The organism is Nocardia sp. NPDC019219 (genome assembly GCF_040632645.1).
Lineage (GTDB): Bacteria > Actinomycetota > Actinomycetes > Mycobacteriales > Mycobacteriaceae > Nocardia > Nocardia sputorum.
On sequence record NZ_JBEYCG010000025.1, the window covers coordinates 1 to 14010 of the forward strand.

Annotated in this window: 14 protein-coding genes; 7 read left to right on the forward strand and 7 right to left on the reverse strand. The window is 71.0% G+C overall.

Annotated features, from left to right (window positions below; genetic code table 11):
* Window positions 1-365: 365 nt before the first annotated feature.
* Complete coding sequence (locus ABZ552_RS32390; RefSeq protein ID WP_281917081.1) at window positions 366-812, forward strand: Rieske (2Fe-2S) protein; 447 nt, start codon at window positions 366-368, stop codon at window positions 810-812.
* A 10-nt stretch (window positions 813-822) separates the two neighbouring features.
* On the opposite strand, the gene ABZ552_RS32395 is transcribed toward ABZ552_RS32390, so the two are convergent.
* From ABZ552_RS32395 to ABZ552_RS32405, 3 genes are all read right to left on the reverse strand, one after another.
* Entirely contained in the window at window positions 823-1290 is a 468-nt protein-coding gene (locus ABZ552_RS32395) for a VOC family protein (RefSeq protein ID WP_281874552.1), read from the reverse strand.
* Window positions 1291-1372: 82 nt separating this feature from the next.
* On the reverse strand, window positions 1373-2098 hold the full coding sequence (locus tag ABZ552_RS32400; RefSeq protein WP_357441688.1) for a hypothetical protein: 726 nt from the start codon (window positions 2096-2098) through the stop codon (window positions 1373-1375).
* A complete protein-coding gene (locus ABZ552_RS32405; RefSeq protein WP_350356415.1) occupies window positions 2086-2976 on the reverse strand; it encodes a hypothetical protein in 891 nt (296 codons plus the stop codon). The genes ABZ552_RS32400 and ABZ552_RS32405 overlap by 13 nt, the downstream gene beginning before the upstream one ends.
* Window positions 2977-3181: 205 nt before the next feature.
* Between ABZ552_RS32405 and lspA the strand changes: the two genes are divergently transcribed.
* The 3 genes from lspA to ABZ552_RS32420 are packed head-to-tail and all read left to right on the forward strand — an operon-like array spanning window position 3182 to window position 5362.
* Window positions 3182-3781, forward strand: a complete 600-nt coding sequence (gene lspA / locus ABZ552_RS32410; RefSeq protein ID WP_281874557.1) for a signal peptidase II — start codon at window positions 3182-3184, stop codon at window positions 3779-3781.
* Window positions 3778-4704, forward strand: a complete 927-nt coding sequence (locus ABZ552_RS32415) for an RluA family pseudouridine synthase (RefSeq protein ID WP_281874558.1) — start codon at window positions 3778-3780, stop codon at window positions 4702-4704. Before lspA ends, ABZ552_RS32415 begins: the two co-directional genes overlap by 4 nt.
* Window positions 4697-5362 (forward strand): hypothetical protein, encoded by a 666-nt coding sequence (locus ABZ552_RS32420; protein WP_281874559.1) that lies wholly within the window; start codon window positions 4697-4699, stop codon window positions 5360-5362. The genes ABZ552_RS32415 and ABZ552_RS32420 overlap by 8 nt, the downstream gene beginning before the upstream one ends.
* A 12-nt stretch (window positions 5363-5374) precedes the next feature.
* Here the strand turns inward: ABZ552_RS32420 and ABZ552_RS32425 are convergent, their stop codons facing one another.
* Window positions 5375-6193 (reverse strand): PhzF family phenazine biosynthesis protein, encoded by an 819-nt coding sequence (locus ABZ552_RS32425; protein ID WP_281874560.1) that lies wholly within the window; start codon window positions 6191-6193, stop codon window positions 5375-5377.
* A gap of 81 nt (window positions 6194-6274) precedes the next feature.
* Entirely contained in the window at window positions 6275-8698 is a 2424-nt protein-coding gene (locus ABZ552_RS32430; protein ID WP_357441691.1) for a cation-translocating P-type ATPase, read from the reverse strand.
* Between the two features lie 35 nt (window positions 8699-8733).
* Here ABZ552_RS32430 and rarD point away from each other — a divergent pair, with 35 nt between their 5' ends.
* Window positions 8734-9672 (forward strand): EamA family transporter RarD, encoded by a 939-nt coding sequence (gene rarD / locus ABZ552_RS32435; RefSeq protein WP_281874562.1) that lies wholly within the window; start codon window positions 8734-8736, stop codon window positions 9670-9672.
* A 286-nt stretch (window positions 9673-9958) separates the two neighbouring features.
* Window positions 9959-10465 carry a PaaI family thioesterase gene (locus ABZ552_RS32440; protein WP_281874563.1) on the forward strand — a complete coding sequence of 169 codons (507 nt, stop codon included), beginning with the start codon at window positions 9959-9961 and terminating at the stop codon, window positions 10463-10465.
* Window positions 10466-10576: 111 nt separating this feature from the next.
* Here the strand turns inward: ABZ552_RS32440 and ABZ552_RS32445 are convergent, their stop codons facing one another.
* Together ABZ552_RS32445 and ABZ552_RS32450 are read right to left on the reverse strand one after the other, a co-directional pair.
* Window positions 10577-11077 (reverse strand): hypothetical protein, encoded by a 501-nt coding sequence (locus ABZ552_RS32445; protein ID WP_195090679.1) that lies wholly within the window; start codon window positions 11075-11077, stop codon window positions 10577-10579.
* Between the two features lie 194 nt (window positions 11078-11271).
* Entirely contained in the window at window positions 11272-12639 is a 1368-nt protein-coding gene (locus ABZ552_RS32450) for a DNA polymerase IV (RefSeq protein ID WP_357441734.1), read from the reverse strand.
* A 354-nt stretch (window positions 12640-12993) separates the two neighbouring features.
* Here ABZ552_RS32450 and ABZ552_RS32455 point away from each other — a divergent pair, with 354 nt between their 5' ends.
* Complete coding sequence (locus ABZ552_RS32455; protein ID WP_281874564.1) at window positions 12994-13881, forward strand: UTP--glucose-1-phosphate uridylyltransferase; 888 nt, start codon at window positions 12994-12996, stop codon at window positions 13879-13881.
* The last annotated feature ends 129 nt before the right edge of the window (window positions 13882-14010 follow it).

Sequence of the window (14010 nt, forward strand, 5' to 3'; positions counted from 1 at the left end):
CCCCAAAACCCGCAGCGGCAAAATCATGCGCCGCCTCCTGCGCGACGTCGCCGAAGGACGCGAACTCGGCGACACCTCCACCCTCGTCGACCCGAAGGTGTTCGAATCGATCGCCCGCGGGTAACCACCCAAGAGCGGCGGACCCGGCCACGAACAGATGAGGGGGTCCGGGTCCGCCGCTCGCCTCCTCGGCCCGTCCGCACCTCGCCGCCCGCGCCACGACACGCCCGACAGCGACACTCGAGCACACCGAATTGAACCGCGGGACCGCCCTACTCCGTTGACCAGGCGGAAAGCGGCACCGGCGCAATGCCTGCCGCGCCTTCGAGCCGCACAGCGGCCTCGTCTTCGGAACGGAACGCGACATGACATTCGACGAACAGCTCCGCACCCGCCGCAGGGCGGTCATCGCCGGTGCGGGCATCGCCGCCGCCGCGGCGGTCACCGCCTGCACCGCCTACGGCAAGGGCGATTCCGCGCCGGATACCGCGTCCACCGCTCCGGAAGACCGGCCGATCAATGCGGACCGGCCCGCGAACGCGCTCGCCGAGACCGCCGACATCCCGGTCGGCGGCGGCGTGATCGTCGGCGACACCGTGGTGACCCAGCCTGCCGCGGGCACCTTCGTCGGGCTCTCCTCGGTGTGCACGCACGCCGGTTGCAAGGTCGCGACGGTGTCCGGCGGCACCATCAACTGCGCCTGCCACGGCAGCAAGTTCGCGCTGGACGGCACGGTGGTCGCCGGCCCGGCCACGCGGCCGCTCGCGCCGAAGAGCGTCCGGGTCGCCGGTGGTTCGGTGGTCGCCGGGTGAGCCGTCCGGCTCAGGAACCGCCGAACAGGTCGGCCATCCGGCGATCCATCTCGTCGGGCGGCACGTCCTCCACGTGGGTGGCCACGGTCCACCGGTGCCCCCAGGGATCCTCGAAGGCGCCGCTGCGGTCACCGTAGAACTGGTCGGTCATCGGCGTGAGCTCCTTGGCGCCCGCGGCCAGCGCCGCGGCGAAGGCGGCGTCGGCGTCCTCGACGTACACATACAGGTTGACGGGGGTGCCGCCGACCGTCTTGGGGTCGAGGAAGTCCATATCGGGCGCGGGATCGCCGAGCATCACGACCGAATCGCCGAACATCAGCTCGCAATGCGCGATCTTGCCGTCCGGACCGGGCATCCGCATGCGCTCGGTGGCGCCGAAGATGTTCTTGTAGAAATCGATCGCCGCCGCCGCGCCGTCGATCGCCAGCCCCGGCGAAACCACCGGATATCCCTCGGGAACGGGTTTGACATCAGACATGGAAAACCTCCGGTCGAGGCGTTGTGTCGGACCATGCCGAGCCTATTCCGGCGACCGGCGCAATTGGCCGGATCGTCGGAAATCAGGGACCCGCGACCCCCTGCAGACGGCGCACCTGGGCCGCGGTGAGCGCGCCGAGCACACCGGGGTCCACCGCCTCCGGCGCGGTTACCGCCACCTGCAACAACGTGCTCTCCACCTGGACGATCGCGACCGACGAGCCCAGCGTGAGCCCTTCGCTGGTGGCGCGGACCTGGAAGGCGGTGGCGGCCGCGCCGGCAGCGGGCTGGGCGAGTCCGCCGATCCGGTAGTCCACCGCGATATCGGTGGCGTCGTCCCCGGAATAGCGCGTGCACCGGCGCAGGGTCTCCTGCACGGCCGAGAACGCGCCCGCGAGCGCGTCCCGCGGATAACTCGCCGCATCGATATCGATGCTGGAGAAATTCGGCCCGGCGTATTGTGTGGCGGCCTGGGCGAGTGCGCCGGGGTATTGCGCGCCGAGCGGACTGAGGACTTTCGCGCATTCCGCCGGATTCGTCACCGACGAGCCGGCCGGGGTGGCCCCGGGGTCGGGGCGGGGCGGCAGGGCGGTGAAGCCGGGCGGTAGATCCGTGTCACCGAGCAGCCGTGCGGCCAACCGCCCGGAGTCGGTCTCGGGTGCGGACGTCACCGGCGCAGCGGCCACCGCGGGCCCCAGCGGCGGCAGCTCCGGCGCTTTCGCGGCGGGCGCGGAGGACCCGCACCCCACGACGACAGCGACGGACGCCACTGCGATCAGCAGGCCGTGCGCCCGGCTCACTCGGCCCACGACACCTGCGTATCGATCGTCTGCCGCAGCGTGCTGTCACTGTTCGGATCGCGGTAGGCCTGGTGACCGCCGACGGTGATGGACCCGGCCACCGGCAGCGGCAGGCCCAGATCCACCGTGATGGTGCCCGCACCCTGCATGACGTAGTCGCGGATGTCCAGGGTCCCCGCGTTGTTCGGCAGGTTCCACACCGGCGACTTGGGCTTCTGGGTGACGTGCAGCTCGATGGTGAGCCGGTCGCCGTCGCGTTTGCTCAGCGTCGCGGTGGTCACCTGGTCGAGCAGGACGCCGCTGCTCACCTCCTGGCGCACCGTCCACACCGCGCCCTCGCCGACGGGCTCGTCGGGGAACGCGATCGACCGGTAGACGGCCTGATAGAACGCCTGCTCGAGCGCGGCGCGGGCGGTGTTGGACGTGTCCGGCGCCGGCTCCAGCCGCAGCGCGGTGATCGCGCCCAGATCGCTGAGATCGAAGCCCGCGTGCGAGCCGCCGATCTTGGTGAGCGCTTTGGCCATCGTCGGGTCCGGCGAGGTGACCGTGCCCAGGGTCAGATCGATGCCCTCTGCGGTGGTCTGCGCGGTCATCGGGATGGTCAGCGCGGGCGTGGAGAAGTCGCGCTCGGGCTGTTCATCGATCTGCTGCTCGATGTGGTGGGCGGTGTAGAGCGTGACCCGCTGCACCGTGCCGGCCGGATACTCCGGCCGCAGCAGCGAGCGGGGCTCCGCGCCGGCCGATTCGACCGTGGCCACCGCGGCCGCGATCGGCACGGTCACTTCCTTGCCGATGCCGAGCGGCTCCGTTCCGTCGGCCTCGCCGGTCGACTCGGCGCCGTCACCGCAACCGACGCCGAAGGCCGAGAGCCCGAGCGCGAGCACCATGAGCAGCACACCCGAGCGCGCGCTCCGTGCGAAGCCGGCGCTCCGATGAAGGCGGGGGGAAGACAACACCGTCACGAGCATCAGGGTACGACCGCTTCCTGAGTGTCAGCTGGGACGTCGGCTGTGCGCCGCTCGGCGTGCCCGCGAACCCCGGGGGCCGGGCGGGCAATCGGACGCGCGCACCGGCCCCGATTCCGCTCGAGCGATGATGGTCGGTGTGAGTGACGACCGGCCGCCCGAGGAAAACCCAGCGAACACCGCCGATCCGACGACCACGTCGGCTCCCCCCCAGCGCCTGCGGGCGCTGCTCGTCCTCGCCGCGGTGGTGTTCGGACTGGATCTGCTCACCAAGACCATCGCGGTGGCGAACCTGACGCCGGGCGAGCCGGTATCCATCGTCGGCGACTTCGCGCGGCTGAGCCTGGTGCGCAACCCGGGCGCGGCGTTCTCCATGGCCACCGGCATGACCTGGTTGCTGACCCTGGTCGCCGCCGCCGTCGTCATCGGCGTGGTGCGCATCGGCCGCACCCTGCGGTCCCTGTGGTGGGCGATCGGACTGGGCATGGTGCTCGGCGGTGCGCTGGGCAACCTGGTGGACCGGCTGTTCCGCGCGCCCGGCCCGCTGCAAGGGCACGTGGTGGATTTCGTGGCGGTCGGTTGGTGGCCGGTGTTCAACGTGGCGGACTCCGCCATAGTGTGCGGCGCGATCCTGCTCGTCGTGCTCACCGTGTTCGGCTTCGAGCCGAACGGCACCCGGGTGGGCCACGGCAAGCCCGGCGGCGCGAGCGAGGGCAGCGCGGCATGAGGGAGACCAGGACCATGCCCGTCCCCGACGGGCTCGACGGCATGCGCGTCGACGCGGGGCTGGCCCGGCTGCTCGGCCTGTCCCGCACCGCGGTGGCCGCGCTCGCCGAGGAGGGTTCGGTGCAGCTCGACGGCGTCGCCGCGGGCAAATCCGACCGGCTCACCGCCGGGGCCTGGCTCGAGGTGATCTTCCCGGAGCCGAAGCGGGAACTGACCATCGAGGCCGAACCGGTGGAGGGCATGAAGATCCTCTACGCCGACGACGACATCGTCGCGGTGGACAAGCCGGTCGGCGTGGCCGCGCACACCGGCGTCGGCTGGACCGGCCCGACCGTCGTGGGCGGCCTCGCCGCGGCCGGATACCGCATCTCCACCTCGGGGGCCCACGAACGGCAGGGCATCGTGCACCGCCTGGACGTCGGCACCTCCGGAGTGATGGTGGTCGCGCAGTCCGAGCACGCGTACACGGTGCTCAAGCGCGCGTTCAAGCAGCGCACCGTCGACAAGCGGTATCACGCCCTCGTGCAGGGGCACCCGGATCCGAGCAGCGGCACCATCGACGCCCCGATCGGACGGGCCCGCGGCAACGACTGGAAGTTCGCCGTCACCGCCGACGGACGGCCCAGCGTCACCCACTACGACACCGTCGAGGCGTTCCACGCGGCCAGCCTGCTCGACATCCACCTGGAGACCGGCCGCACTCATCAGATCCGGGTGCATTTCTCCGCGATCCGCCACCCGTGCTGCGGTGATCTCACCTACGGCGCCGATCCGCGCCTGGCCGAGCGGCTCGGGCTGCAACGCCAATGGCTGCACGCCCGGTCGCTGGGCTTCCAGCATCCCGCCGACGGCCGCTATCTGGAGATCACCAGCGAGTACCCCGATGATCTGAGACACGCGCTGGACGTCCTGCGCGATGCCTGACCGCCGGGTGCCGCCGTGGCGCGGGATCATCCTGGGCGCGGCGGCGCTCGCACTGATCGTGCTGATCTATGCGCTGGGGGCGCTGCGACCGCCGTATCGCCCCGCGGTCTCCACCGACCGGCTCGGGCCGGATCAGGGCGAGCAGGTCGCGGATTACCTCGCCCGATCGCGCGATTCGCTCAGCGCGGGCGGTGACGAACCGCGCTGGGCCCTGGTGTCGTTCACCGAACCCTTGGTTCCCGGCCGGATCCCCGCGCACAGCGGCGGCTTGCGCATCTCCCAGGTGCTCTACCGGGTGCCGATCGACCGCGTGCAGACGCCGCTGGTGGCCGTGCCCGTCCCGGAAGGCATTGCCGCTGCGGTGGATTCGGCGCGCGACGCGGCCTGGCTGCTCCCCCGCCCCGTCGACGATCGCGCCGCTCGGGTGGTCGCGTTCTCCGCCGCCCGGCTGCGGGACGGTTGCGGCTGCGTCGTCGGGCTCGTCGTCCGTGGCTCCCCGGCGCGGTTGCGCGAACTGGCCGGGGGCAACGGCATCCGCGCGGTCCAGGCGCTGCCCGCCGACGCGGTAGCGGGCAGCTTCGCGGTCGCCCCGCTGCTGCCCGAGTACCGCGACGTCGTCGCGCCCGGCCCCGACGACGGACCGGTTCCGCAGCCGTGAGCGCCAGCGCGGTCAGTCCGGCAGAGTGACGACGCCGTCGAGGTAGCGGCGGCACCGTCCGAACAGCAGCACCCGCTCGCCCGCCAGTTCGCAGCGCAGGCTGCCGCCCCGGCGCGAGAGCTGCCGGGCCCGCAGTTCGGTGCGACCGAGCCGCTCGCTCCACAGCGGAACCAGCTGGGCGTGCGCCGATCCGGTCACCGGGTCCTCCGGGACGCCCACACCCGGGCCGAAGAACCGGGAGACGAAATCGACCGAGTCGCCGGGGGCGGTGACGATCGCGGCGCGCGGTAGGGCGGGGAACGCCGACAGCACCGGCGCGGCATCGCGCACCTCTTGTTCGGTCGCCACGACGATCACCTCGTCGGTGCCGGAATACGCGCGCACCGGACGCACGCCGAGCGCCGCGACGAGCGCCGGATCGGGCCGCACCGGAATGCTCGGCACGACCGGCAGGTCGAGCACGAACTCGTCGTCGTCGGTGCGGTCGACGTGCAGCCAGCCGCTGCGCGTGTAGAAGCTCACCCGGTCCTCGCCGGGATGCATGTCGACCAGAATCTGCGCGGCGCTGGCCAAGGTGGCGTGCCCGCACAGCGCCACTTCCACCCTCGGCGTGAACCACCGCAGGTGGAAGGCGGGCCACTCGCCCGGCGGCACGCCCGCCTCGGGAGGTAACCGCGAGGTGTAGAACGCGGTTTCGGCGAGGTTGTTCTCCTCGGCCAGCTGTTGCAGCAACGCATCCGGCAGCCACGACGGGAGCGGCATCACCGCGGCCGGGTTGCCCGAGAACGGTGCGTCGGTGAACGCGTCGATCTGGTGCAGCAGTACCTCCATAATCTCCAGAAGGTACTCCAACTCTGAATGCCCGCTTCGCACAAGGCTTCTCGTGGCGCGGCGAGTCAGGCGTCCAGTCTGTCAGGCGGCCCCGCCGGGCGAGCTGGGCAGCAGTTGCCGCTTGTCGCCGAGCAGCGCCGCGCTCACCCACCACGCGGCTTCGACCAGCACGATGCCCACCACGCCACAGGCCACCGCCGCACCGGTGAGTGCGGGGTTGGAAGGGTCGAGTTTGAAGAACTCCCGGGTGAACGGGACGGTGAACAAGAAGACGTACGCCGCCACCGACACCGCGATCAGCACCACCTTCCACCAGACGTACGGCCGAGCGACGATGGCCAGCACCCACACCGCGATCATGATCAATGTGGTGAGCGCGGTGGTGCCCGCCTGGACCTTCTGCTCCTCGGTGGCATCCGGCCCCGCGTAGGCGATCAGGTACGCGACGAAGGTGGCCGCGCCGATCACCACGCCCGACGGGATGGCCAACCGCATGACGCGCCCCACGAAGCCCGTGCGGGCCCGCTCGTTGTTGGGCGCGAGCGAGAGGACGAACGCCGGAATGCCGATGGTGAACCAAGCCGCGATCGTGACGTGGCGCGGCAGGAACGGATACCCGATGGGCTCGTAGTCGAAGATCTGCGAACCTGCCCCGGCGACGCCGACCAAGAACGCGAGCAGAACGGAATACACGGTCTTGGTGAGGAACAGATTCGACACGCGCTCGATGTTGCCGATCACCCGGCGACCCTCGCCGACCACATACGGCAGTGTGGCGAACTTGTTGTCCAGCAGGACGATCTGCGCCACCGCCCTGGTCGCGGGGCTCCCCGAGCCCATCGCCACGCCGATGTCCGAGTCCTTCAACGCGAGCACGTCGTTGACTCCGTCACCGGTCATCGCCACGGTGTGCCCGCGCGACTGCAGTGCCGACACCATGGCGCGCTTCTGGTCCGGGCGGACCCGGCCGAAGGTGGTGTTGCCGTCCAGCACGTCGGCCAGCCCGTCGCGGTCCTCCGGCAACGTCCGCGCGTCGATCGGATGCTCGCCGCCCGGCAGATCCAGCGAGGACGCCACCGCGCCGACCGAGACGGCGTTGTCGCCGGAGATCACCTTGATCGCCACCTGTTGGCTCGCGAAGTAGTCGAGAGTGTCGCGAGCGTCGGGCCGGACCTTCTGCTCAAGCACGACCAGCGCGGCGGGCCGCACGACGCCGGGAGCGTCCGCCGCGTCCACCGGACGGTCGCCGCGCGCCAGCAACAGCACGCGCAGACCCGACGCGCCGAGTTCCTCGGCGACCCGCGCGTCCGCTGAGCCCGGGTCGAGCAATACGTCCGGCGCGCCGAGCAGCCAGTCGCCGTGCTCGCCGTAGGAGCAGCCGCTCCACTTCTTGGCCGAGGAGAACGGCGCGACGGCGGTGCGCTGCCAGCCGGGACCGTCCGGCAGGGCCTCGGCGATCGCCTGCACGCTCGCGTTCGGGCGCGGATCGTCGGCGGCGAGCGCCGCCAGCGCGGTACGCACCTCGGCGTCGTCGAAGGTGCCCAGGGTCTTCAGGTCCGACAGCCGCATGCCGTTCTCGGTCAGGGTGCCGGTCTTGTCCGCGCACACCACGTCCACCCGGGCCAGCCCCTCGATCGCGGGCAGCTCCTGCACCAGGCACTGGCGCCGGCCCAGCCGCACGACGCCGACCGCGAACGCGATCGACGTCATCAGCACCAGTCCCTCGGGCACCATCGGCACCAGCGCGGCCACCATGCCGGTGACGGCGGGCCGCCACGACTCCCCGCTGGAGACCAACTGGTTGTAGATGCTCAGCAAGCCCGCGGGGATCAGCAGATAGGTGATGAACTTCAAGATCTTGTCGATACCACTGCGCAGTTCGGAGTGCACCAGGGTGAACTTGCTCGCCTCCTCGGCCAGCCGCGCGGCGTAGGCGTCGCGGCCCACCTTCGTCGCCCGGTACGCGCCGGACCCGGACACCACGTAGCTGCCCGACATCACCGTGGCGCCGACGGCCTTGTCGATCGGATCGGCCTCGCCGGTGAGCAACGACTCGTCCACCTCGAGCTGCGCGGACTCCTCGACCGTGCCGTCCACCACGATCTGATCGCCGGGACCGAGCTCGATCAGGTCGTCGAGCACCACCTCGTGCGGCGCGACCTCGACGGCCGTGCCGTCTCGGCGGACGGTCGGCTTGGCCTGGCTGACGATGGCCAGCTGGTCCAGGGTGCGTTTGGCGCGGATCTCCTGGATGATGCCGACCGCGCTGTTGGCGACGATCAGCAGGCCGAACATGCCGTCGATGATCGACCCGGTGGCCAGCACCAGCACGAACAGGACGCCGAGGATGGCGTTGATCCGGGTGAAGACGTTCGCGCGCACGATGTCCCGGACCGAGCGGCTCGCCCGATCCGGGACGTCGTTGGTCAGACCCTCGCGGCGGCGTTGCTCGACTTCGCCCGCGGTCAGTCCGGTGGCGCCGGACGCCTGCACGGTAATCGACATGACCGCAAGGCTACGGGACAACTACGTTCGTGATCGTGCGGCGAAGCAGGTCCATCCCCGGTGTAGCGTTCGGAGCGAGCGCGTACTTCTTGTGGGGGCTGTTCCCCGCGTTCTTCGGATTGCTGGCGTTCGCCGGTGCGGGTGAAGTGGTGGCGCAGCGGATCGTCTGGACGCTGGTCGTCGTGCTCGCGGTGCTCGCCGTGAGCGGACGGATCCGCGAGTTGCGCGGCATCGGCGCCCGCGTCTGGCGTCTGGCGGCCGTCGCCTCCGCCGCGATCGCGCTCAACTGGGGCGTGTACGTCTACGGGGTCACCTCGGGCCACGTCGTGGAGTGCGCGCTCGGGTATTTCATCAACCCGCTGGTCACCGTCGCGTTCGGTGTGGCGCTCTTTCGTGAGCGGCTGACCGGCGCCCAGTGGGCCGCCCTCGGGCTCGGCGCGGCCGCGGTGGCCGTGCTCACCGTCGACTACGGCAGACCACCGATCATCGCTCTCGCCCTGGCCTGCTCCTTCGCCACTTATGGCTTGGTGAAGAAGGTCATCCCGCTGGACGCGCTACGCGGCATCGCCGCCGAGGGCGTTGTCGCCGCGCCCTTCGCGCTGGCGTTCGCGATCGCCCTCGCGCTCGCCGGGCACAGCGAATTCGCCTCCGGCCCCGCGCATACCGCCCTGATGGTGGCCACCGGACCGGTCACCCTGGTTCCGCTACTGCTGTTCGCCGTCGCGGCCCAGCGCGTCGCGCTGTCCACCATGGGCCTGCTGCAATACCTCACCCCCGCGCTCCAGATGGCCTGGGGCGTCGCGGTCGCGCACGAGCCGATGCCCGCCTCCCGCTGGGCCGGTTTCGCGCTCATCTGGGCGGCGCTGGCGATCTTCACCGCCGACGCGCTGGTACGAGCCCGCCGCGCGCGGCGCACCTCCCCGGTCACCCCCGAATCCGGCGCTCCCGCGAACGAAACGCAGTCCCCAGCATGAACACCGCACAGGGGCAGGTCGCCGAGTTCATCTCGACATCTCGGCGGCGTCAGTGGGTGCCAGCCTCGGAAGTCCTCCGGGAACTGGTTCGCCCGGGCCCGGATAGCACGGGCGTCCGGCGGGAATTGCGCGAGATCCTGAGCGACACGACGGACAGCCTTTCGTCACACAGGACGGCAATTAGCCGCGATGCCCGACTTGAAATGTAAAGCTGCGTCGGAAATGGTCGCAGAAGTGTCGGATCCGACACTTCTGCCGGGCTACGGCCTCCTCGTAGCGTCGACACATGACCGCGCTCAGACCCCTTCGCCCCCGCACCGGCACCGGGCAGCCACCGGCCGAGAACACTCACGACCTGCTCGGCATGACCGGACGGGAAATCCTGCAGGGAACGCTCGACGGGCGATTCCCGAGCGCGCCGATCCTGAGCGCACTCGGGTTCCGGCTGGCCCAGGTGGGCCACGGGACCGTGGTGTTCGAGGGAGAGCCGGGCGATGACTTGCTCGGCCCGGCGGGCGGTATGTATGGCGGCTTCATGGCGACCCTGCTCGAATCGGCCCTCAGCGCGGCAGTGCTGACGCGATTGGCGGGCGGGACGCGTTCCACCTCGGTCAAGATCGGTATCGACATCCACCGTGCCGTGCGCGGCGAGACGCGCACGCTGCGCTGCACGGGTACCGCGATCCACGTCGGCCCCACCACGGCCAGCGCGGAGGCACGTCTGATCGGCGCCGAAGACGGCGAGCTGTACGCGCAAGCCACCTCGATGTACGCGATTCTGCGCATGCTCTGAGCGGCGCACCGGGGCCGAAGGTCAGCGAACTACGGTATGCGGCAGAGCATTACGCACGACGACCGGCCCGGTCGCCGAGAAGAGGCGCGGCGACCGGCCGGTCGGGTGAACTCAGCTGCAGGCCGCCGACTGCTGGCCGAGGTTGGTCAGCATGGTGCAGGCCCACTGCTTCTGGATCTTCCACTTGCCGTTGTCGGCGACGAACGGCACGTCGACGATGTTCTCCTGGCCGTTGAGGATGAACTTGGCCTTCGCGTTCACGCTGTCGCCGAACGAGGTGACGTCGGTGACCTCGATCTTCACGTCGGCGCCCGACGCGGCCTGGGACAGGCGATCCGGCAGGGTCGGATCGGCCTCGGCGCCCTGAACGTTGTCCAGCTTCTCGGCGGCGGGCACCGACGGGTCCAGCGCACGGGCGAGGGCGGTGTTCAGCTCCGCGGGGGTGGGGACCGGCGGCAGGTTCGCGCTCGCGGTCGCCGACGCCTTGGCGCTGGTCGACGTCTTGGCGGCGGGCTTGCTGTCCTTGTCGTCGCCACCGCAGGCGGTCAGGCCAAGCGCGGCGACGATGGCCAGCCCGGCGATCGCGATGCGTCCAGTCTTACGAAGCTTCAACTGCTCGTCCTTTGCGTTCGAGAGGTCCGTGTCGTGTTCCACCATGGCAGCCGCCCCCGAACCGGCGGCGCTGCACGAGGTCCCAGGCTACCGGCACCGGGCGGCGCCGCTCGGATCCACACGGGACCGTCGATGGTCGTCGGCAGCGAACGTACGCGCCCGGCCGGGCGATGTCGAGCCGCGGGCCGCGCCCGTCAGAGCAGGCTGCCCAGCGGATCGGCCCGGGTGAGCGCGGGATCGTCGGCGGCGAAGGTGTGCGCGGGACCCGGACCGGTGGACCGTGTTTCGAAGCGGACGGTCACGACGCCGAGCCCAGCGCCCTGCACCCAGCCGTGGCCGTGCTCGGGGTGCGTCACGTCCATCCCGGGATGCCAGACGGCGACGGGCAGGACCTGCGCGGCAGCGTCGAGGTCGGCCGAGTGCGCCGGCTCGGCTTCGGGTGGCGGGGTGGCCATCTCGGCGGCCGGTGCCCGATCCAGTTCGGGGAACAGCGATTCCTGCCGGACGGTCGACAGGCCGCCGTAGCCGACGCCGACGAGGCGGATCGGACCCAGTTCCCTCGGGTCGATCGCCGAACGCTGCGCGGCCGCGGCGAGGGTGGCCAGGTCCTCGGTGGCGTAGGGCAGGGTGAAGGAGCGGGTGACGATGCTCATATCGGACTTCTTCAGTTTGAGCACCACCGTGCGCGCCGCACGTCCGTCACCGGTCAGGCGCCGGTGCGCCGCGGCGGCCATGTCCTCGATGGCCGGACGCAGCTGCGCGAGGCTGACGATGTCGGTCTCGTAGGTGGTCTCCGCGCTGATCTGCTTCGCCTCGGTACGTTCGGCCACCGGGCGGTCATCGATGCCGCGCGCCAGCCGGTGCAGTGCGGCGCCCACGCTGCCGCCGAGAATCGACATCGCCTCCGATTCCGGCAGGGCCGCGAAGGCGCCCACGGTCTCGATACCCAGCGAACGCAACCGGCTCTCCGCGACCGGCCCGATGCCCCACAGTTTGCGCACCGGCAGCCCCGCGAGCAGGCGCGGCTGTTCGACCGGCGAGATCACTCGAACCCCATCGGGTTTGGCCAGGCCGGAGGCGATCTTGGCCAATTGCTTTCCGGTGCCCGCGCCCACCGAGGCGGTCAACCCGGTCTGTTCGCGCACCACCGCGCGCAATTCCTCGCAGAACGCGTGCACCCGGGCGACCGTCGCGCCGGCCAGTTCGGCGGGCTCGCCGAACGCCTCGTCGAACGACAGCGTCTCCAGCACCGGGATCCGGCTGCGCAGCGCGTCGAAGACCTGCCCGCTGACCACGCCGTAGACCGCTCCGCGCGGCGGCACCACCACCGCGGTGACACCCACCAACCGGCGCGCCTGATGCATCGGCATCGCAGACCGGGCGCCGAACACCCTCGCCTCGTAGCTGGCCCCCGCCACGACCCCGCGCCCGCCGGTCCCGCCGACGAGCACCGGCCTGCCGCGCAACGTCGGCCGGGTCAGCTGTTCGACCGAGGCGAAGAACGCGTCCATATCAATGTGCAACACCCAACGCCGGGCGGCGCTGTCCGCATCGGCAGGCACCGGCAGATGCTGCGGAGGCACCACGCCGTCGCCGCGTGCCGTCCCGGTCCCGGTCGACGGCGCGGTCACCCGCTCGACGCGCGGTTGCTCGGTACGCACGGGTGCAATGTACGCCCGTCCACCGACAACCGGAGCGGGCGGCGACGCTGTCGGATGGCTGTGCGCTAGCTGTCGGTTACCTGCCGGTATCGGCGCAGGCTCGAGCGCGGCTCCGGTGGCCCTTTCGTCCCGCCGCGACGGCCATGATCTGCCCTTTTCCACGCCGGACCAGGCATGCGGCAGTCTCGAAACACCCCGCCGACGTGCCGCGGGCGCGCAGCCGGGCACACGGTCCGATATGTGATGATCGGACCCATGAATATCCGCAAGGCCGTCATCCCGGCCGCCGGTATCGGCTCCCGGCTGCTTCCGCTGACCAAGGCGATCCCCAAGGAGATGCTGCCGGTCGGCGACAAGCCGGTCATCGAGCACACGGTCCGTGAGCTGGTCGCTTCGGGCATCACCGACATCACCATCGTGGTCAGCGGCGGAAAGTCATTGATCCAGGACCACTTCCGCCCCAACCCCGCGCTGGTGGCCCAGCTGCGCGCGGACGGCAAGACCGCCTTCGCCGACGCGGTCGAGGAGGTCGGCGAGCTGTCCCGGCTCGGCCACATCACCTACCTCGACCAGCACGGGCCGTACGGCAACGGCACCCCCGTGCTCAACGCCGCCCGCAATCTCGGCGACGAGCCGATGCTGGTGCTGTGGCCGGACGACGTGTTCGTCGCCGAGGTGCCGCGCGCCCAGCAGCTCATCGATGCCTACGAGGCCACCGGAGCGCCCGTCCTCGCGCTGATGCCGATGGACCCCGCCGAGTCGCAGCGCTACGGCGTGCCGGTGGTCGCCGACGACCACGGCAACGGCCTGCTGCGCATCACCGGGCTGCGCGAGAAGCCGAAGCCGAAGGACGCGCCGTCGTCCTTCGCCGCGATCGGCGGCTACGTCGTCACGCCCGGCATCATCGAGGAACTGCGCAGGCAGACCGAAGCGTGGTACGAGCACCGCACCGGTGAGGTGTATCTCACCGACGCGATCAACGTGCACGCGGCGAACAACCCGGTCTTCGGCCAGGTGATCCGCGGCCGGTGGTACGACACCGGCAACCCGGCCGACTACCTGGTGGCGCAATTCGCCTCGGCGCTGGCGCATCCGCAGTACGGCCCCTCGCTGCGCGACCTGGCCGACGGCCTCGACCGCTGACCTGCGGGCCGCACCGCCGCGGCGACCGAACCGGCGGCGCGGCCCGGCTCCACCAACGGCAATCGCCGCGGACCGTCCCTCTACCAGGACGGCAGTCGTCGTCCGCCGGTCGAGCCGACCGTCATCTGT

Bases quoted from the DNA above. Each gene is read 5' to 3' on its own strand.
- ABZ552_RS32390 (WP_281917081.1), top strand. From the start codon at position 366: ATGACATTCGACGAACAGCTCCGCACCCGCCGCAGGGCGGTCATCGCC.
- ABZ552_RS32395 (WP_281874552.1), bottom strand. From the start codon at position 1,290: ATGTCTGATGTCAAACCCGTTCCCGAGGGATATCCGGTGGTTTCGCCG.
- ABZ552_RS32405 (WP_350356415.1), bottom strand. From the start codon at position 2,976: ATGGTGCTCGCGCTCGGGCTCTCGGCCTTCGGCGTCGGTTGCGGTGAC.
- lspA (WP_281874557.1), top strand. From the start codon at position 3,182: ATGATGGTCGGTGTGAGTGACGACCGGCCGCCCGAGGAAAACCCAGCG.
- ABZ552_RS32415 (WP_281874558.1), top strand. From the start codon at position 3,778: ATGAGGGAGACCAGGACCATGCCCGTCCCCGACGGGCTCGACGGCATG.
- ABZ552_RS32420 (WP_281874559.1), top strand. From the start codon at position 4,697: ATGCCTGACCGCCGGGTGCCGCCGTGGCGCGGGATCATCCTGGGCGCG.
- ABZ552_RS32425 (WP_281874560.1), bottom strand. From the start codon at position 6,193: ATGGAGGTACTGCTGCACCAGATCGACGCGTTCACCGACGCACCGTTC.
- ABZ552_RS32430 (WP_357441691.1), bottom strand. From the start codon at position 8,698: ATGTCGATTACCGTGCAGGCGTCCGGCGCCACCGGACTGACCGCGGGC.
- ABZ552_RS32440 (WP_281874563.1), top strand. From the start codon at position 9,959: ATGACCGCGCTCAGACCCCTTCGCCCCCGCACCGGCACCGGGCAGCCA.
- ABZ552_RS32455 (WP_281874564.1), top strand. From the start codon at position 12,994: ATGAATATCCGCAAGGCCGTCATCCCGGCCGCCGGTATCGGCTCCCGG.